Consider the following 17,117-nt stretch of genomic DNA (forward strand, 5'->3'; position numbering starts at 1 on the left):
AAAATCCGGCACAAAATCATTGGAGGGTCTGTGGAGAACTTTCCCAACTACATGAATTACGGGCAGAGCCCCACGGTCTGCGTTAACCACTCCGACCGCGTCAGCTATACCCGGTGCGGACGCTGCGGCCGCACCATCTGCGGTGAATGTCAGACGGCTCTGGATGCGGGCGTGGTCTGCCCCGACTGCTACAGCGAGCTCAACGGGGGTGCATCGAGACCGAAGCGTTCCTTCATCGCCCGTCACTGGCATATTACGTACACGCTCATTCTGATTAACATCGTGGTGTACGGTCTGCAGCTAATCATCCCATTCCGTTGGGTACACAATCTCGGCATGATGTCTGGTCCCCGTGTTCACCACGGCGAGTACTACCGCTTGATCACGCACGGGTTTGTGCACTCGCAAACTGACCCGATGCACCTGGTGTGGAACATGATTTACCTCTTCATCTTCGGTGTGTCCCTCGAACGCATGATGGGGCGGTGGAAGTTCCTCTTCGTATATATGGCGGCTACCGTGGGTGCCGGCTGCAGTGTGTACCTCTTCGCCTACTCTCGTGGTGCCGTGGGCGCATCAGGCGGTGTGTACGGCCTCTATGGCGCGTTCTTCGTCCTTCTGCTTCTTCGGAAGCAGAAGGACACAGCGCGCCTCTTTATTCTGCTCATGGGTATTGACGTTGTGCAGAGCCTCTTCCACCCGAATATTTCTCACGCGGGACACTTTGGCGGTCTTGTCAGTGGCGCACTAGCAACCCTGCTGATTATCCCGTTCGTGAAGAAGCCCGAGTCTTCGGAGCCGCAGCAGCAGAGCCCGCGACGGTGGTTCAACGGCAGGTATTGAGCCTGAAAATCCGCGGAAAACCGCCGCAGACGAGGGTTATCCACAGAGGTTTTCCACACTGTGTATAACTACATTCGTGTAATTCCACGAGTGTGAGTACATGTTTAAAACCTGTGAATACAGGCTAAAACAACCGAATTACACGGGGTGAATTACACGGGTGTAAGAGTTTTCCCCAGATTTCTCCACAGATGTGGAAAATCTTAAATACCAGGGTGTGTGTAATTACAAAAAATTCCGGTGCTACGCACCGGAGAAACCAAAAAAGTGCCCGGAAGGATCAATCTTCCGGGCACTTTCACGTATCGAGCCCCTCACGGGGCGAAGAAGCGGCGGGTGCGAACCTAGTTCGCCTGAGCCTCCGCCTCCTCAACCTCCTCGGGAGTGAGCTCCACGCCGGTGTACAGGCGGAACTGCTCAGCAGCCTGCAGAGCAATCACCTCACCACCGTGAATAACTTCCTTGCCGGCCGCACGAGCCGCGCGAATCAACGGGGTCTCAACGGGCATCGCTACCACGTCAAAGACCACCTGAGCCTCGGCGATAGCCTCTTCGGGGTAGGACAGCTCCTCGCTCTCCTCACCGCCCGCCATGCCAATCGGGGTCACGTTCACCAGAATCGGTGCGCGCAGGTTGCCTACCTCCGGCGCCCACGCGTACTCGTAACGCTCAGCCAGCGCCCGGCCGGTCTCCTCGTTACGCGCGATAATCATGCCCTGCGCAAAACCGGCATCGAAGAAGGCGCCAGCCACCGCAGCGGCCATGCCGCCCGACCCGCGCAACAGGAACGGCAGGGAGGGATCCACGTTGTGCGAGCGCAGCAGAGAGGCCACCGCGATCACATCAGTGTTGTACGCCTTCAGGAAGCCGTCGGTGTTCACAATCGTGTTCACCGCACCAATCACCGCAGCTGAGTGGTCCATATCGTCCATCAGCGGGATAACAGCCTGCTTGAAAGGCATAGACACCGAACAGCCGCGAATACCCAGCGCACGCACACCGGCGATAGCGCCCTCAATATCGGTGGTGGTCATCGCCTTGTACAGGTAATCCAGCCCGTGCTTCTCGTACAGGTAGTTGTGGAACTTGATGCCGTGATTCGACGGGCGGCCCGACAGCGAAATGCAGACGGTCGTATCACGATTCAGCGGAGGGCGACCCATTTTAGGCCTCGCTACCGGAGTCGAGGGTGTTCTCGATCAGCTTCTTTACCTTGTTGCGGCTCACCAGGTCGGCCACCACGAAGTGGGTGTCGCCGGTGTCGACCGTAGGAACGACGGCGTTGCCCTCGTTGAGCGCCTTGACGTGTTCCTCAGCCTGCGGATCCTCCCAGATGTTGACCCAGGTGGCGTAGTTGCCGAGGTCGCCCAGCTTGGCGTCCAGAGCCTCGCAGTAGGGGCAGCCGGGGCGCCAGTAAATGACGACACCGCCGTTCTTCATAACCTCGCGGGCCTGCTCCTGGCTGGACTGCTGACGTTCGAGCATAGTTCCTCCGTGTGTTGGATGCGCCGGACGGATTATGTGAATCACGCGGGAGAGCCCGGCCCGGGCGCGCTAATACTTACCGTTTAAAGCATATCCCGGTGAGCGGAATTGAGCTTGCGGATTTTCTAAAGGGGAACTTCTGCCAGCGAATGGGAAGACGGGGCGTTAACGGCGCACACCCCGTGCTCCAAGCCGCAGGGGCAGGAACGCGGGGCGTGCACAGGCGCGAGATATCGCGGGCGCTTGCGAGAGTGAGAGATGAGAAGGAGAGCGATACACGGCAATGAGCATGCCGCTGCTGAGTGATGCTTCGGGTGCAGCATCGATGGGAAGCACCCGAAACGAGGTGGGAACCCCACCGTTGGTGGTTGAGTGAAAACCTAGAGGGGACGGCCCGTCTGAAGGCTGCCCACCGGACACGGGGTATTCAACCGCATCCGAACAGAAGGATTCTCCAGGGCCTTTGAACCACGCTGATGCGGAGCTCAAAACCCTGGAGAACCGTGGGATGCTTCAAGCCGCATCCCGAAATAACCGCAAAGTGCGGAAAAGAGGCTTACTTGTCGCCGAGCTTCTGAGAAACTTCGTCAATCTTATCGTTGATGACGTCCTCAACCTTGGCAACGTGCTCGTTGCTGACAACGTCCTTGCCGGCCTTGTCGTTGATGGCTTCCTTAGCCTTGTCCAGACCGTGCTCAACTGCCTCCTTGACCTTGTCGAGGTTCTGCTCAACGGTGTTCTTGATGTTGTCGAGGCCCATGCGGGTCTCCTCTCTGCGCAATCGCGCGCTCTCATATGAGGTATATTCCGGATCCAACGGAGAACCGGAATATGATGTGCGAAAGAACCTGTTGCCTAAATCGCCCGGCGCTCGCCGCGGTGAAACTTTATGGCTTACAGACTGGCCTTCTCGATAAGTTTACCCATGTAGGAAAGCAGGAAGAGTCAGGTTGCTGTTTGGCGGGTTATTTTTTGAGTAATGCTCAAACAATCGTGGCTTATCCAGGGGTTACTGCGGGGCGGGGGAGCGGGGCGGTGAGATAAAACTCGCAGGAAACTTTCAGATAAGAGTGGTGTTCAAAACCGTTGTGTGTGCCGCACGCGACGGGCTAACGCCCGAAAGAGCGGGGTTCACCGCCCCGCGCGCATCGCAAGCTCCCCCTTCAAATCGAGGCGCGGGAAACCGTGGCGAGGGTACTCTGCGAGCATCTAGTTCACGGGAATATCGGTCATATCAGTCGCCGCCGACCAGTCGTGCGAAGCCGCAAAGCCCGCCGTCATCGGCAAAAAACGCGGGGCCGCGTAGCCGTGCACGGCGTAGCTCGTCGCCACCGCCTGGGCCGCCTCCTCCAGGCGTTCGGTCGGGATAAGTGCCATGACAGCACCCCCGAAGCCGCCACCCACAATACGCGCGCCCAGCGCCCCGTGCTCCAGGCACACGCGCACCGCCTCGTCAATCTCCGGGCGGGAAACGCACAGCTCATCGCGCATCGACACAAACGACTCCGTAAAGATGCGGCCGGCCTCCTTAAAAGCCGCCAACCCCAGCTCGTCTGCGTGCTGCAGCAGGTAGCTCGCGCGACCCACCAGCGTCATATCGTGGAAAGCGTGACGCACCCAGCCGCGCGGGAACGAACAGGGACGCCCCGAGTCCTCCAGGGCATCCAGCGCGCGGTTTACCGAAGAGTCCACCAGGTCGGCGCGCCACGCCTTCGCGGTACGCGCATCCATACCCTTACAGGAGAGGTCCTCCGGCAGAGCATCGCGCAGGAAACGCAGGCCCAGGGCCTCCGCACATGCCTCGGAGGCCGCGCGGCGAGCCGCAAATCCGCCGTCCGTCAGCTCGTGCGGGGTATTCGTATCAATCACCAAAAAGCTCAGACCGTGCTGGGCGATGTCCACTCGCACCGGCTCAATCGAAAAGTCTCGGAAATCCACCACAAGCGCCTGCTCCGGGAAAGAACGCAGCGACGCCGTCTGATCCAGGCCGCCCGTCTGCGCACCCGCCACCTTATTCTCGGCCGTGATGCACACCTGAGCCAGGCGGGCCCGCAGCGTGTCATTATCGGCCGGGGCTGCATCCGTTTCCGAGCAGTCCGGGCGCAGGGGGCACGAAAGCTCAAGCAGTGCGAGCGCCGTCGAGCACTCCAGCGCGGCCGAGGAAGACAGGCCGCCGCCCACAGGAACGCGAGAGTTGATGAGAAGATCCGCGCCGAACGCGTCGGGGAGCATGATGTCGCGCCCGCCCTCCTGATTCATCGCCCAGGCCACGCCCGCCACGTACGTGAACCAACCCTTCAAATGGCCCGGCTGGATATCGCGCACCACAACCGTGCGCTCGTCCCCCGGCATCTGCAGTGAGGAAGCACGTAGCACGCCATCGCGGCGCAGAGCACCCGCAATATACGTGCGGTAGGGCAGAGGCATAGGCAGGCACGAGCCCCCCAGAAAGTCAATGTACTCGCCCAGCAGGTTCAGACGGCCCGGCGCAGACCACACGCCGTCCGGCTCGTAGCCGTAGGCGGTAATGAACTCCTCGCGGACGCGGGCAATCTCCGCGGTGTGGCTGGGGAAGGCCGCCCACTGGGCAGTAGCGGTCATGGACATGGGGACACCTCGCTTACGCCCCGCGGGGCATACGGAATCTGTGCGTACCTCCCCGTGACGAATACGTCCGGAACACGCAACTCGGCGCAGAGGTATCCCCTCTAGACTACGGCAGAGGGACGTTCTGGCTCGAGTCACGGGCGGTTTGGGTGGTGAGCGCTTGGACGCTAGGTGACGCAAAAGCCCCGCGCCGTAGCGGTGCGGGGCCTACGAATAGAAGGCTGAGTGGGGCGAGTACGGAGTTTAGTCCTCCTGAGTGTACGGGGGCTGAACAACCATCATCGTGTCGATGGCCGACTGTAGATCCCTGCGGTAACGGTTAAAAGCATTTTCGATGAGCGGAACATCGCCGCTTGCCACCGCCTCCTGCGGGGAAATGAGCGGTAGCGTCTGGTATTCCTCCACCAGGCTGAGCGCGGTGTGGGTCAGCAGGCGGGCGCGGCGCAATGCCTCAGCATGGCCCATGCCCAGCGACTGAAATTCGTGAGCCATCGCCACCACCGGCTTCAGCTCCCGCGGGTGCAGAGCCAGGCTCAGACGCACCACCTCGGGGCACTCGCGGATGGGGTACAGCAGTGAGAAGAGCGTGTCGCCGCGCTGAATCATGGAGGCACGCACAGCCTCTACCGTCGGCTCGGCCTCCTCCGACATCGACTTCGGGGCGCGGGCCAGGATGTAGTCCGCCAGCAGAATGAGTAGCTGCTGCTTATTCTTCACGTGGTAGTACAGGGCACCGGGAGCCACGTGAAGCTCCTGAGCGAGGCGGCGCATCGAAAGGTCCGCCAGACCGTAGGTCGCCAAGACCTCGTAGGCGGTATCTAGAATCTTTTCACGGGAAAGTACCACGTCTCTATTTTAGGGTGTTTGGCGCTCCGTCATTGACATCATGCACCGGCTGGAAAACAGAAAACACGTAAATTACGCGAGAGAAGCGGTGTAATAATTGGTGATTCTCACGGCTCAGAAATAAACGTTTCGCGTTCTAAAAGCGACTTCGATATTAGGCGCTCCTAAGAAGTTGAGTGGCACGAGATATGCCACGCTCTGGGCATAAAAATGCTCCCGGAGCCCCTAAAAACCGCCAATGCAGGCGAACCTCGCGAGCGCATCCCTGGCGCACGGGTGTTTAATAGCCGGTATGAGCAATGCATTTTCTGAACTAATCGAGCGGGCGGGCTCCGAACAGCCCCTGACCCGCGATGAGATCCACACCCTCCTGGTGGACGGGGAGGGTCAGGACTTCGCCCTGATTGAAGCGGCCTCCATTCTGCGCCGCAACGAATTCCGCAACATGATTGCTGTCCACACCGAGAACGAGGAACTTGCCGACGCTCTAGGCACCCGCTCCATTGCCGTGGACTCCTACGACGTTCTCGACATCTCCCGCGACATTGATTCTGAGGAGCTGGCCGAGACCATTGAGCGCATTGCCGCTTCCCCCGCTATTGGCGTGACCGTACTGCTGCCGAAGAACGCTGTGCCCATGATGCTCATGCGTGTGCTGTCGATTCTGCGCCTGGCCGCCCCCTCCAAGGTGATTCACCTGCCCGAGGGTTACGACCAGTCCCTGCGCTCGCTGACTTCCCTGGCCATGCACGTGGTCAGCGCCATTACCATTACCGACGATATTGAGCAGTGGCCCATGGTCAACGAGATTCTGAAGTCTCTGCGCCACGGCGGCATTGTCATCTCCGGCACCGGTGGACGCGATGCCCTCGCTGGCTACCTGCGTTACCTCTCCGACCTCGGTGTTGACCTGATGGGTCACCGCGAGGCGCGCGGCTCCGCCTGCGGTTCGGTCGACGGTGGCGGCTGTGGCTGTGGCTCGGGTGGCTGCGGTAGCCACGAGGAGCCGGCACCTTCCGCCGGTGGTTGCGGTTGCGGCTCGGGCGGATGCGGTTCCTCCGCTGAAGCTCCGGCTGAGGCTCACGGCCACTCCCACGGTGATGGCGGTTGCTGCGGCGGCCATGACGAGCCGAAGGAAGAAAAGGGCGGTTGCTGCGGCGGCCACGACGAGCCGAAGGAAGAAAAGGGCGGTTGCTGCGGCGGCCACGACGAGCCGAAGGAAGAAAAGGGTGGTTGCTGCGGCGGCCACGACGAGCCCGAGCCGGTCGTGGAGGAAGCTCCCGCTGGCGGTTGCGGCTGCGGTGCTGGTGGGTGCGGCTCTAAGTAATCCGCTAGAGGTAGCTACCCCAAGCAATATATTCCAAAAATAGAATTTTCCCCTGAATAACCTGCTGAAAAGCAGAGATATTCAGGGGAAAACTCTATATTCCGTAAAGAGCATTAGGCTTAGAGGTAAACAACACCACAATAAACGCTGCAGAACCCCCATATCCGAAAAGCGGAATGAGCCCCTCCGGTAGAGTAGAAAGACGTAGCCGACTAACCCTAGCCGCGCGAAAGGAACAACACCGGACCAATGCTTTACCTCTCCGTTATTGTCATCATCCTGATTGCGACCGTGTTCATGGTCAGCATTGGTGATCGACTCAACCTCCCCTGGCCGGTCATGATGACCCTGCTCGGCACCGCCGCGCTCTTCATCCCCAACCGACCGGATCTTACTATCGACAGCGACATCATCCTGCCGATCTTCCTTCCGCCGCTACTGTGGGCCATCGGCGTTAAATTCTCCTGGGGCACCCTGCGCCGCCGCTGGAGATCCGTACTGCTCTACTCGGTCCTTCTCACCACCGTCTCCGCCCTGGCAATTGCCGGCGCAGCCATGTGGTGGGTCCCCGGTATGACCATCGCCGTCGCCCTTGCCGTCGGTGCCGCCGTCTCCCCGCCCGACCCCGTCGCCGTGGAAGCAGTCGCTGAGCCCGTCGGCATCCCCCGCCGCCTCATCGGTACTCTGCAGACCGAAGGTAGCTTCAACGACGCTATCGCAATCGTTCTCTTCCACGCCGCAATCCACTCCATGACCAGCGGCCACCACATCGAGCCGCTCTCGGTCGCCAAGGACTTCGTGCTCGGCTCGATCCTCGCGGTCATTATTGGTTATATCTTCGGCTGGCTTGGCGGCTACGTTCGCCAGCGTGCCCACGACGTGGTCACCAGCAACGCCGTGACCCTCATGATCCCCTTCGGCGCCTACCTCGCTGCTGAAAGCGTGCACGCCTCCGGCGTTATTGCCGTGGTCATCGGCGCTATCCAGTTCACCAGCACCAAATACATGGCGGCACTCGAAGCGGAAGAACGCCTCTCCTCCACCTCCTTCTGGCAGATTATTGAGCTGCTCATGACCGGTGTCGCTTTCGGCCTCATCGGCCTGCAGGCAAGTAGTATCATCGCCACCGCCGACCCCTCCCGTATCGCAAGCCTCTTCGCTGACGGTGCCCTGGTCGCACTGGTCGCCATCCTGGTGCGCCTCATCTGGTTCACCATCGTCTGGCTGGCAGGACGCAAGAACCCCATCCACGAGGGTGCACCCGAAAGCTTTGCTGAAGTTATCGTTATGACCTGGTCCGGCATGCGAGGCCTCGTGACCCTGATTCTTGCCCTGTCCATCCCCGTGGTCAACGGCACCGAACAGGTCCGCCAGGACGCCATCGTCATGATGCTCTCCGTGCTCTTCTTCACCCTCGTGCTACCCGGCCTGACCCTGCCCATGCTCGTGAAGGTCCTGGGTGTGAAATCCAACCACGAAGAAGAAACTGCCGTACCCGAGCTGCTCCAAATTGCGCAGGTCGCCGCCCTGGAGGCGCTGCAGGCAGAAGCGAAGGCAACCACCGACCCTGAGACCTACGCCCGCGTGCAGGAAATGTGCGCCGCCATTACCCGCCGCGACGAAATCAGCGAGGCACTGCCCGAAGAATACAAGCAGCACATGGAGAAGGTTAAGGGCAAGAGGAACGACTTCGTGCGCCTGCGCGACGCCGCCCTCGTCGCCGCGCAGAAGGAGGTCATCTCGGCTCAGGACCGCTACGACTCCCACGACGTGACTCGCGTCATCCGCAAGCTGGACATCCTGGCGCAGGCCGAGAGTATCCGCTCCTCCGGCATGTTCATTCTGCCCGCAATGACGGCCGGTGCCGTGGCCCTGGAACGCTACAACCTCTGGAAGAAGCACCAGGACGCCCCGAGCACCCAGAACATCCCGGTCGTGAAGAACGCGCCCGCCTCGCCTCTGCCCTCCGTGGGGGAGGGCTCCTAACCTCTCTGGAGAAGGCCGACGGCCGGTTGGTAGGTCTACCGATTCCCGCTCCGGGGTATATATGCCCTGGAGTAGGGAATAAGGAAGACTAACGCTCAACCATCACCTAAAATGGGACAGGAAGCGTTGAACACGCTGTAGCTCTCTCAAACTCACAATGCATTGAAAGTAGACATGGACTTCAAGACTCTCTCGCCCGCGTACCTGACCTCCCTTGGCGCGATTTTTTGTGGCGCGCTCTTGATCGGCTCCTCAACCCCCTGGGTTCTGTGGCTGGGATGGATTCTGCTGATTGCCGCCCTGTGCCTGAACGTTCTGGCCGTGCTGCTCTCGGTGGGTAAGGCAAAGGGTGACCCCGTTCCGGCGCTCGTGACGAACCTGGACGGACTGGAGTCCTCCGTTGAAACCCGCATCCGTGAGCGCGCCGAGCACCGCCGTGAAGAGCGCGGGCGCCGTGAGGAAGAAGACGCCCACGCCGCCGAACAGCCCTCGGAGGCTCACGAGCAGGAGGCGGAGCCGGCTCAGCCCGAAACGGCTCAGGACGAGCCTCGCGAAGAGGAACCCACGGAGTCTCAGCCGGTCGTGCAGGCCCCTGCTGGTCGCCTGGGTGTACTGCCTTCTCGTTCCCGCGCGGCTGGCCGTGCCCCGAAGCCCCGCTCGAACGTTCGCTAGGTGGGGGTTATGAACACAAAGTTTCTGCTTTCCCCGGCGTACCTGGTCTCCATCGCGCTGCTACTCTCGGGCGCGGTGCTCTCGGGTGGTCGGTTCATGCTCATTGGGTGGATTTTGTGCATCCTTGGTGTGTGCCTGAACGCTATGACCCTGGTGGTGTTGACCAACCGCGAACAGCTCTACGCGATGGACGCTCGCGCGGCCGCCGGCACGCTGCGCCGCGGTTTCTCGGAGCGTTCGGTACCCGTGGTGCAGCGCGTTACCCCCGCCGCCGATGAGCCTGCCGAGGCTCCCGAAGCATCGGATACCCCGGTCGCGGAGGAAAGCCGCTAGACCGTTTTCGGTTGCGAGGCCGCCCAATAGCTAACGTGAAGAACCCCCTCAGACCTTTGGTTCGAGGGGGTTCTTCATATCCTAGGGCGGGTAGTATTGGCGGCTAGGCCCGCGCGTCGAGCCTCTGCGCCGCGTACTCGGCGTACTCCTGCACGTGGGCGCGCGCCTGCTCGGTCAGCGCCTTATTTTCGTTCAGGATGCGCTCGGACTGCGCCGCCATGAGTTCCAGATACTGGCGATCCCGGGTCTTCTTCCATGCGGTGCGTGCCGCCTCCAGCTCCGCGAAATCCCTGAGAGCCTGCCGTTGCATCGTGTACCGCACCCACATGAGCACCAGAATCAGCACCAGCGGAATGAGGCATGCCCAGCTCTGCCACAGCCCGTACAGCGCCGCCGCAATGGCACCCAAAACAATCAGCACCGGAGAAATCGAGACGATGGGGGAGTCCGGGCGGCTCTTCTGGTTCTTCACGAGCGATTCACGCGCCATAGCGCGGAAAGTGTCGGAGAAGCTGGACGGGTCGTAAGACTGGGCAGAATCGGGCTGCTGGCTCTTCCGGGACTGATTCTTGCCGGGCTGGTTCTTTGGGGGTTGAGCGGGGCACATAGAAACCTCACGGGGATACACGGGGAGTAACGGGAAGCGGACGTTTCACGTGAAACGGGGGAGTAGGCGGCGAGCACGCGCGAGAGAAACGGCGAGCACGCGGAAGTGGCTGGCAGGCTCAGCGCTCGCCGCGCCTAAATGCTGCCGAGAGAGCTTCTACAGGGAAGCCTCAATAAACTCGTACGCCTTATCCACGCAATCGGTGGTGACGGCCTTAACCTCGTCGGGGGAGTAGCTGAAGGAAGCCGAACGGTCAGCGTAGCGGTGCATGTCGATGTCGTTCCACGAGTCACCAATCGTGTGCACCTCATAGGAGGTGCCCGGATGCTCGGATTGCAGGTACTCCACCAGATGCTGCAGACCGGTGCCCTTCGTGCAGGTGGGCGGCACGATATCCAGGAAATCCTGGTTCTTGTGGCAGTCCACCGAGTTGCCAAAACGCTCAAGAATCCAGGTGTACGCCGCCTCGCGGACCTGCACATCCGGAATCCACAGGGGCACACCCACGTACTCGTGGTTCTGCAGGTCCTCGGGTGCCAGGGGAGTGAACTCCGGCAGAATATTCGTCGAGGAGCCCACCCGGTCGCACAGGCTGTAATCGTTATCCAGGGTCGTCGCGAACAGGGCCACACCGTCCACGCTGCTGAAATGCTCGTAGCAGGCCCGCACAACGCTTAGCGGGAGGGTCTGGCGGTAAATAATCCGGTAATCCCGGTCGGTCACCACCGCGCCGGTGTACAGCACGTGGTAGTCGAAGCGGATGGCGGTCGGGTTCAACGCCAGCTGCGTGGCAAAGATGCTCTTGCCCGTGCACGAGACCGCCAGGTTACCCTCCGCCTGCCAGCGGGCAATCGCCCGCTCATTGGCAGGCTCCACGGCTCGGTTAAACAGGATCGTGCCGTCCAAATCGAAAGCCATCAACTTGGTCATCAAAACTCCTTCACGGAAGGGCTACGTTGCCGCGAACTGCGCGCCGCAACCCATAAAAAACGGGGCGCGGCCGGTACTTTTAAGTGTACCGACCGCACCCCCGCCACTTGAGATATAGCCCCTGAATCTCACGCCCTCATAGAAGGGTGAAAGGGTTTATCCCTCAGATTTTTAGAGGGCCAGGAATCCCAGGTACGAACCGAGGATGCCCACGCCGAAGAGGGCGAAAATCAACCAGATGGCGTTAATCTTCTTCTTCAGAAGCCACATGCACAGGAAGCACAGACCCAGCGAGGCCAGGCCCGGCAGCAGATCGTTCAGCACGGACTGGACGGTCACATCCACCATCGCGCCAGCCTGGTTCTTGTAGCTGGTTAGCGGCAACGGAATGTTCACGCTCGTCCAGCGGTACACCAGAGCACCCATCACGAACAGGCCCATCACGGAGGCGCCCTGAGTAATCTTCTGCAGGGTGTTGCCGCCCGCCTCGGTCACAATCTGGGTGCCCTTCTCGTAGCCGTACTTGAAGCCGTACCAGCGGGTTGCCCAACGAATTGCGGTCATGCCGAAGAAGAACAGCAGCGGGCCCAGAATATTGCCGGTCACCGCCAGGGATGCGCCCAGAGCCGCCAGCACAATACGTGCGGTACCCCAGAAAATCGGGTCGCCCACACCGGCCAGTGGGCCCATCAGGCCCACCTTAACGTTGGTGATGGCGGCTTCGTCGATGTCCTTACCGGCTGCCTTCTCGCGTTCCATCGCAGCGGTCACACCCATAATCGAGGATGCAACCCACGGCTGGGTGTTGAAGAACTCCAGGTGGCGGGTCAGCGCCTCCGCCTGGTCTTCTTTCTTGGTGTAGAAGCGCTTAATGGCCGGAATCATGGAAACCGCGAAACCGATGGACTGCATGCGTTCGAAGTTGAACGAACCGAGCAGGAAAGTGGAGCGGATGTAGGTGTCGACCTTATCGCGCTGGGTGAGCTCGGGAACTTCAACGAGCTCGACGTTCTTGTTTTCAGTCATGGTGATGCTCCTTATTCGAGCTCGTTGTCGAGGTCATTGGCGGCGGCCGGTGCTACGGCGGGTGCCTCACTCTTGTGGAAGAGCGGGTTCAGCTGCGTGTACAGCAGACCCAGGCAGGCGCCGACCAGGCCGATAGCAACCAGGTTGAACTGTGCCGGGGTGGACAGTGCCACGAGGACGTCCTTTGAGCTTCCGCCGGGTAGCGGCACAATCGACTGGGTTGCCGGGATAGCGGCGGCGGCGATGAAGCCGAGGAAGAAGAAGGGCATGAGGGCCTTCGAACGCATCATGTTGATGACCATTGCGAAACCGACCACGGTGATCATGCCGCCGGCGATGCGCAGACCGGTGGTCACCTCGGCGGGAATCATGTTCAGCAGGCGGGTCAGCTCGTCGGAGCTAATCAGCGCCACAATAGCGGTCGGGATAGCCACGCGCAGACCCTGCAGGGCCATACCGCTGAGGTGCATCAGCTCGATACCGCGGAAGTTAGCCGTCTTGGCGAAATTATCGGCCTGGTGCTGGAAGAACACCGTAATGGTACGAACGAAGATGGTCAGAACCTGTCCGGCTGCGGCCAGCGGCACGGCGATGGCGATACCGGTGTCGATGTTCTGGTGGCCCTGAATCACGACAAGGGCGGAGATGGTGGAGGCCAGAGCCGAGTCGGGAGCCATTGCCGCACCGACGTTCATCCAGCCCAGTGCGATGAGCTCCAGGAAACCACCGAGCATAATGCCGGTGGGTAGGTCGCCGAGCGCGAGGCCCATGAGGGTACATGCCACGAGGGGGCGGTGGAACTGGCGTTCGTCCACCACGGATGCGACGCCCGCGATGAACGCCACGAGAACAACGAGAATAAACGTCAGGGGGGTCATGCGTCCAGGCCTTTCTGCTTGAGAATCTTTGCCAGATCAACCGGGGAGTGGTTGGGCAGCTGCTGCACGGTCAGCTTCACGCCGCGCTTGAGGAGTTCGCGGTAGGCCTCGAGGTGCTCCTCGGAGGCGTACACGGCGTCCGAAAGCTGAACCATGCCGGTCTTGAAGGTGACGCCACCAACGTTCACTTCGTCGATCTTGACGCCTTCGTCGAGCAGTCGCACCACGTCGACGGGGGATTCCACGACGAACATGGTCTTCATGCCGGTGTACTTGGGATTGTTGTACACGCGGCCCGCCTTGGCGATATCCAGGACGTTGGTCTTCACGCCCGCCGGCGCGACCTGCAACAGCAGGGACTTGCGTAGCTTGTCGTGTGCCGCGTTATCGGAGGCCGCGATGAAGGTCTGCGGCGCGATGAACGGAACCCAGGTGCCCGCCACCTGGCCGTGAATCAGGCGGGAATCGATGCGGGTGAAGACGGCGTCCATGGTGCCGCCGGGAACCTGCTGGGCGGCCGGAACTTCTGCGGCCTTAGCCTCGGCGGGCTTCGCCTCGGCGGGCTTCGCCTCGGCGGGCTTGGCGGCCGCAGGCTGGTTCGCATCCTGGAAGGAGCGAATACCCTTGGTGCCGGCCTTGTGCGCCTTAGCGACCAGGGACTTGAGGGTTGCGCTCTTGCGTCCGGCGGCGGAAATAACCTCGATGAGCATCGGTACGTTGACGCCGGAGACGACATCCACGCCCTCGCGGGTGGCCGCGAACTGCGCACCGGCGTTGTAGGGGCTACCACCGAAGAGGTCAACGAGCAGCAGGGTTTCTTCTGCTTCAGATGCCTCAACGATGCGGGTGTACTCTTCGACGAGATCTTCGGGGCCCTGGCCCGGCAGGAAGGTGACCGGGTGGACGTTTTCGAAGTTACCGAGGATCATGCCGGCGGTCTTCAGCAGAGCCGGGGCCGACTCGCCGTGTGCCGCCACAATGATGGTGACCATAATGGTCCTCTCGTATGCGTATTGGGTGTGTGTTATGAACCCCGTTCAGGGTCCCGTAACCCTCGTATGGTAGCATTTTCGGTTTTTGTTTTGTGGGTTTTTTCAAGGATGCTCACTTTAGGTTTCCGTGACGTTTTTACCGGTGTTGGAATATGGGTTTTCGGGCCTCGAAACGCGTATTTTTAGTGCGTCCGAAAATCTCGAGAAGAAAAGCTTGAAGTGCTCGGAGGATAGTGAGAAGAAGCGCTATTCCGCCCCCAAAATAGAAATATTGATGTTTTAAAGGTGAGTCGCTGGATGAATCTGTCACACGTTTGACATAAAATATCGGAAATCCAAGAAAGCGGAAAAATATTTACAAGGAAAATACCTCGCAGGGGAGGCTGTAATAGTAAAACGTGTGGGATTTAGAAAAACCCAACATTTTTCTGTGGTCTGTCCACGGAATGGTATTTCAGGGGCGCCCCGATTGAAATCGCCACTTTTAAAAATTACTCGACGCGCTAAAGCGCGATGAAGGCACCCGCCAACATGTATCCTCGTAATCCCGAATATTCACGAATACAATAAACCGCCTTTAACGGCCACACCCCGGCCGGTACCGACCGCTACTCCTTGATACCCCACATTTCGCGAGCCAGGCGGGCAATATGAATCGTCAGATAGGTCAGCTCGTCCCGAGTCAGCGAATGATTCAGCTGCATCTGCAACACCAGCAGAACCTTCTGCGCGCAGGCGAAGGCGCGGGGCGCATCCGCACGCAGAGCGGCCAAAAGGCTCGGCTGCGAGACACCATCAATTTCCTGGGGCCCACCCTCTCGACTAGCGCGCACGAAGAGGTAGCGCAGGTGCGTGATAAAGCGGGCCGCGCTCACGGAATCCGGGTCAAGTGTGCGCTCGTAGCTGGCCTCAATAATCTCGAAAACCTGCGCGAACACCTCCGTCATGCGGAAGGCTTGCGACATATCCGCCGTCGCAAATTGCGCGTTGACCAGGTGCAACGCCAGCGGAATGGCCTCGCCGGGATCCATCTGAACCTGCAGGCGCTTGCGCACCGCGGCAATCACCGAACGGCCGTACTCCACCTCGCGCGGGTACAGGAGCGTCACCTCGGGAGCGAGCGGGTAGTCCACGCGTACCCCCTCGCGGGCACGCATCACCGCGTAGTGCAGGTGATCAGCCAGGGGAATGATGAAAGAATTCGAGAGCTCCAGCACCCCGTCAGCACGCACGCGTGATTCCAGACCCGTGGCGATGGACAGAATCTCGGCGGGAATCTCGGAAAGGGTCAGGCTGAGGCGCTCGCCCGACATGCCCCGCTCGGGCACAAAGGTCTGTTCGACCGCGGCAGGATCAATCATCTGCCCCTTGCGCTTGCCAAAGGCGATGCCACGGCCAATTACCACGGCCTCCTGGCCGAGGTGATTCACGGTGAGGGCGACATTGTTGTTGTAAATGCGGCTGATGCGCATGCGCCCTCCTCTGCGGTGATGCGACGGTCGTGCGGTAGTCGGTTATCGGTGCGTAACGCCCGGAAAAAGAGCCGGTGGCGGCACCGCAAAAAGCGATTGAGCGTCACCTAATCTAGTACAAATTTTACAGAAGAGACCGGCCGACTGAAGGGGGTACGGACTGGCCCGAAGAGAAATCCCTGCAATCTGTGTATCAGCTGTGACCGGCACATGCGTTCCATATGTTTGCCGCGAAAATATTCGTTCGGCACGCCCGAGTGAGATTCCTCGCGGTACCCTAGACCTATGAGCAGTAAAGCAACCGAAATCGCAAAGAACCTTCCCGCCCTGGAGCACCCGGATGGTAGCCCCATCCGGGCCCTCGTCGTCGATGATGAGGAGATGCTGAAAGAACTCGTCAGCATGGCTCTGAAGATGATTGGCTGGGAAGTGCAATCCGCCGGCGACGGCCCCTCCGCGCTGAACATTGCCCGCGACTGGCGACCCGATGTGCTGGTGCTGGATATCATGATGCCCGGCTTCGACGGTTTGGAGCTGCTCAACCGCATCCGCAAGTTCTACCCCGAGGTGCCCTGCCTGTTCCTGACCGCTAAGGATTCGGTGGATAACCGTATCGAGGGCCTGGCCGCCGGCGCCGATGACTATGTGACCAAGCCCTTCTCTATGGAGGAGGTCATGATTCGACTGCATCGCCTGGTGCAGCGTTCCGGCGTGGCCGCCATCGATGACGCTGAGCTGGTGGTGGGCGACCTGGTGCTGAACCAGGACACCCGCGAGGTCACCCGCGGCGGTGAGCAGATTACCCTCACCGCAACCCAGTTCGACCTGCTGCGCTACCTCATGGAAAACGCGAAGCGCGTGGTCTCCAAGAGCCAGATTCTGGATAACGTCTGGAACTACGATTTTGGCGGCCAGGCCAATATTGTCGAGCTGTACATTTCGTACCTGCGTAAGAAGATTGACGTCGGCCGTGAACCGATGATTCACACGGTGCGCGGTGCCGGTTACGTGCTGCGTCCGGCACTGTAATTTCGACGTCGTTTTTCAACGTCTTGGAACGGGTAGGTGCTATCCGTTCCGCACTATCTGCTCAGGTGGCGCGGTATGTTCCGG

At 60.4% G+C, this 17,117-nt stretch carries 17 protein-coding genes; 6 read left to right on the forward strand and 11 right to left on the reverse strand.

Annotation, left to right across the window (positions count from 1 at the left end; genetic code table 11):
* Positions 1–30: 30 nt before the first annotated feature.
* Entirely contained in the window at positions 31–843 is an 813-nt protein-coding gene (locus tag ADJ95_RS02490; protein ID WP_049332263.1) for a rhomboid family intramembrane serine protease, read from the forward strand.
* 344 nt (positions 844–1,187) lie between these two features.
* Here the strand turns inward: ADJ95_RS02490 and ADJ95_RS02495 are convergent, their stop codons facing one another.
* The 5 genes from ADJ95_RS02495 to ADJ95_RS02515 form a co-directional block, all read right to left on the reverse strand.
* Positions 1,188–2,006 (reverse strand): shikimate 5-dehydrogenase, encoded by an 819-nt coding sequence (locus ADJ95_RS02495; protein ID WP_049332265.1) that lies wholly within the window; start codon positions 2,004–2,006, stop codon positions 1,188–1,190.
* Between the two features lies 1 nt (position 2,007).
* Positions 2,008–2,328 (reverse strand): glutaredoxin domain-containing protein, encoded by a 321-nt coding sequence (locus ADJ95_RS02500; RefSeq protein ID WP_049332267.1) that lies wholly within the window; start codon positions 2,326–2,328, stop codon positions 2,008–2,010.
* 556 nt (positions 2,329–2,884) lie between these two features.
* The gene (locus ADJ95_RS02505) at positions 2,885–3,088 is read right to left on the reverse strand and encodes a hypothetical protein (RefSeq protein WP_049332269.1); all 204 of its coding nucleotides are present in this window, start codon (positions 3,086–3,088) and stop codon (positions 2,885–2,887) included.
* Between the two features lie 449 nt (positions 3,089–3,537).
* Positions 3,538–4,935, reverse strand: coding sequence for a galactokinase (locus ADJ95_RS02510; RefSeq protein WP_049332270.1), 1,398 nt, complete (start codon positions 4,933–4,935; stop codon positions 3,538–3,540).
* 243 nt (positions 4,936–5,178) lie between these two features.
* Positions 5,179–5,781, reverse strand: coding sequence for a TetR/AcrR family transcriptional regulator (locus ADJ95_RS02515; RefSeq protein WP_049332271.1), 603 nt, complete (start codon positions 5,779–5,781; stop codon positions 5,179–5,181).
* 292 nt (positions 5,782–6,073) lie between these two features.
* Here ADJ95_RS02515 and ADJ95_RS02520 point away from each other — a divergent pair, with 292 nt between their 5' ends.
* The 4 genes from ADJ95_RS02520 to ADJ95_RS02535 all read left to right on the forward strand — a co-directional run bounded on the left by ADJ95_RS02520 (position 6,074) and on the right by ADJ95_RS02535 (position 10,099).
* Positions 6,074–7,108: a hypothetical protein gene (locus ADJ95_RS02520; RefSeq protein WP_049332272.1), complete on the forward strand. Its 1,035-nt coding sequence runs from the start codon at positions 6,074–6,076 to the stop codon at positions 7,106–7,108.
* Positions 7,109–7,357: 249 nt separating this feature from the next.
* Positions 7,358–9,094 (forward strand): cation:proton antiporter, encoded by a 1,737-nt coding sequence (locus ADJ95_RS02525; protein WP_049332273.1) that lies wholly within the window; start codon positions 7,358–7,360, stop codon positions 9,092–9,094.
* A 174-nt stretch (positions 9,095–9,268) separates the two neighbouring features.
* The gene (locus ADJ95_RS02530; protein ID WP_049332275.1) at positions 9,269–9,766 is read left to right on the forward strand and encodes a hypothetical protein; all 498 of its coding nucleotides are present in this window, start codon (positions 9,269–9,271) and stop codon (positions 9,764–9,766) included.
* 9 nt (positions 9,767–9,775) lie between these two features.
* Complete coding sequence (locus tag ADJ95_RS02535) at positions 9,776–10,099, forward strand: ATPase (protein ID WP_049332276.1); 324 nt, start codon at positions 9,776–9,778, stop codon at positions 10,097–10,099.
* A gap of 103 nt (positions 10,100–10,202) precedes the next feature.
* On the opposite strand, the gene ADJ95_RS02540 is transcribed toward ADJ95_RS02535, so the two are convergent.
* The 6 genes from ADJ95_RS02540 to ADJ95_RS02565 all read right to left on the reverse strand — a co-directional run bounded on the left by ADJ95_RS02540 (position 10,203) and on the right by ADJ95_RS02565 (position 16,004).
* Complete coding sequence (locus tag ADJ95_RS02540) at positions 10,203–10,706, reverse strand: hypothetical protein (protein WP_192830498.1); 504 nt, start codon at positions 10,704–10,706, stop codon at positions 10,203–10,205.
* Positions 10,707–10,862: 156 nt separating this feature from the next.
* Positions 10,863–11,636 carry an HAD-IIB family hydrolase gene (locus ADJ95_RS02545; RefSeq protein WP_049332277.1) on the reverse strand — a complete coding sequence of 258 codons (774 nt, stop codon included), beginning with the start codon at positions 11,634–11,636 and terminating at the stop codon, positions 10,863–10,865.
* A gap of 171 nt (positions 11,637–11,807) precedes the next feature.
* Entirely contained in the window at positions 11,808–12,662 is an 855-nt protein-coding gene (locus ADJ95_RS02550; RefSeq protein WP_049332279.1) for a PTS system mannose/fructose/sorbose family transporter subunit IID, read from the reverse strand.
* A gap of 11 nt (positions 12,663–12,673) precedes the next feature.
* Complete coding sequence (locus ADJ95_RS02555) at positions 12,674–13,540, reverse strand: PTS mannose/fructose/sorbose transporter subunit IIC (RefSeq protein ID WP_049332280.1); 867 nt, start codon at positions 13,538–13,540, stop codon at positions 12,674–12,676.
* A complete protein-coding gene (locus ADJ95_RS02560) occupies positions 13,537–14,532 on the reverse strand; it encodes a mannose/fructose/sorbose PTS transporter subunit IIA (RefSeq protein WP_049332281.1) in 996 nt (331 codons plus the stop codon). Before ADJ95_RS02560 ends, ADJ95_RS02555 begins: the two co-directional genes overlap by 4 nt.
* A gap of 608 nt (positions 14,533–15,140) precedes the next feature.
* On the reverse strand, positions 15,141–16,004 hold the full coding sequence (locus ADJ95_RS02565; protein WP_049332282.1) for a PRD domain-containing protein: 864 nt from the start codon (positions 16,002–16,004) through the stop codon (positions 15,141–15,143).
* Positions 16,005–16,289: 285 nt separating this feature from the next.
* On the opposite strand from ADJ95_RS02565, the gene ADJ95_RS02570 reads away from it, so the two are divergent.
* Positions 16,290–17,033 carry a response regulator transcription factor gene (locus ADJ95_RS02570; protein WP_049332283.1) on the forward strand — a complete coding sequence of 248 codons (744 nt, stop codon included), beginning with the start codon at positions 16,290–16,292 and terminating at the stop codon, positions 17,031–17,033.
* Positions 17,034–17,117: the final 84 nt, after the last annotated feature.

Origin of the sequence: Rothia mucilaginosa, assembly GCF_001061665.1 — a bacterium.
GTDB classification, from domain to species: Bacteria; Actinomycetota; Actinomycetes; order Actinomycetales; family Micrococcaceae; genus Rothia; species Rothia mucilaginosa_A.

Coding starts and splice junctions, on each gene's coding strand:
- ADJ95_RS02525 (WP_049332273.1), top strand. CDS start 7,358: ATGCTTTACCTCTCCGTTATTGTCATCATCCTGATTGCGACCGTGTTC.
- ADJ95_RS02555 (WP_049332280.1), bottom strand. CDS start 13,540: ATGACCCCCCTGACGTTTATTCTCGTTGTTCTCGTGGCGTTCATCGCG.
- ADJ95_RS02505 (WP_049332269.1), bottom strand. CDS start 3,088: ATGGGCCTCGACAACATCAAGAACACCGTTGAGCAGAACCTCGACAAG.
- ADJ95_RS02530 (WP_049332275.1), top strand. CDS start 9,269: ATGGACTTCAAGACTCTCTCGCCCGCGTACCTGACCTCCCTTGGCGCG.
- ADJ95_RS02510 (WP_049332270.1), bottom strand. CDS start 4,935: ATGTCCATGACCGCTACTGCCCAGTGGGCGGCCTTCCCCAGCCACACC.
- ADJ95_RS02570 (WP_049332283.1), top strand. CDS start 16,290: ATGAGCAGTAAAGCAACCGAAATCGCAAAGAACCTTCCCGCCCTGGAG.
- ADJ95_RS02540 (WP_192830498.1), bottom strand. CDS start 10,706: ATGTGCCCCGCTCAACCCCCAAAGAACCAGCCCGGCAAGAATCAGTCC.
- ADJ95_RS02535 (WP_049332276.1), top strand. CDS start 9,776: ATGAACACAAAGTTTCTGCTTTCCCCGGCGTACCTGGTCTCCATCGCG.
- ADJ95_RS02550 (WP_049332279.1), bottom strand. CDS start 12,662: ATGACTGAAAACAAGAACGTCGAGCTCGTTGAAGTTCCCGAGCTCACC.
- ADJ95_RS02565 (WP_049332282.1), bottom strand. CDS start 16,004: ATGCGCATCAGCCGCATTTACAACAACAATGTCGCCCTCACCGTGAAT.
- ADJ95_RS02495 (WP_049332265.1), bottom strand. CDS start 2,006: ATGGGTCGCCCTCCGCTGAATCGTGATACGACCGTCTGCATTTCGCTG.
- ADJ95_RS02545 (WP_049332277.1), bottom strand. CDS start 11,636: ATGACCAAGTTGATGGCTTTCGATTTGGACGGCACGATCCTGTTTAAC.
- ADJ95_RS02500 (WP_049332267.1), bottom strand. CDS start 2,328: ATGCTCGAACGTCAGCAGTCCAGCCAGGAGCAGGCCCGCGAGGTTATG.
- ADJ95_RS02560 (WP_049332281.1), bottom strand. CDS start 14,532: ATGGTCACCATCATTGTGGCGGCACACGGCGAGTCGGCCCCGGCTCTG.
- ADJ95_RS02520 (WP_049332272.1), top strand. CDS start 6,074: ATGAGCAATGCATTTTCTGAACTAATCGAGCGGGCGGGCTCCGAACAG.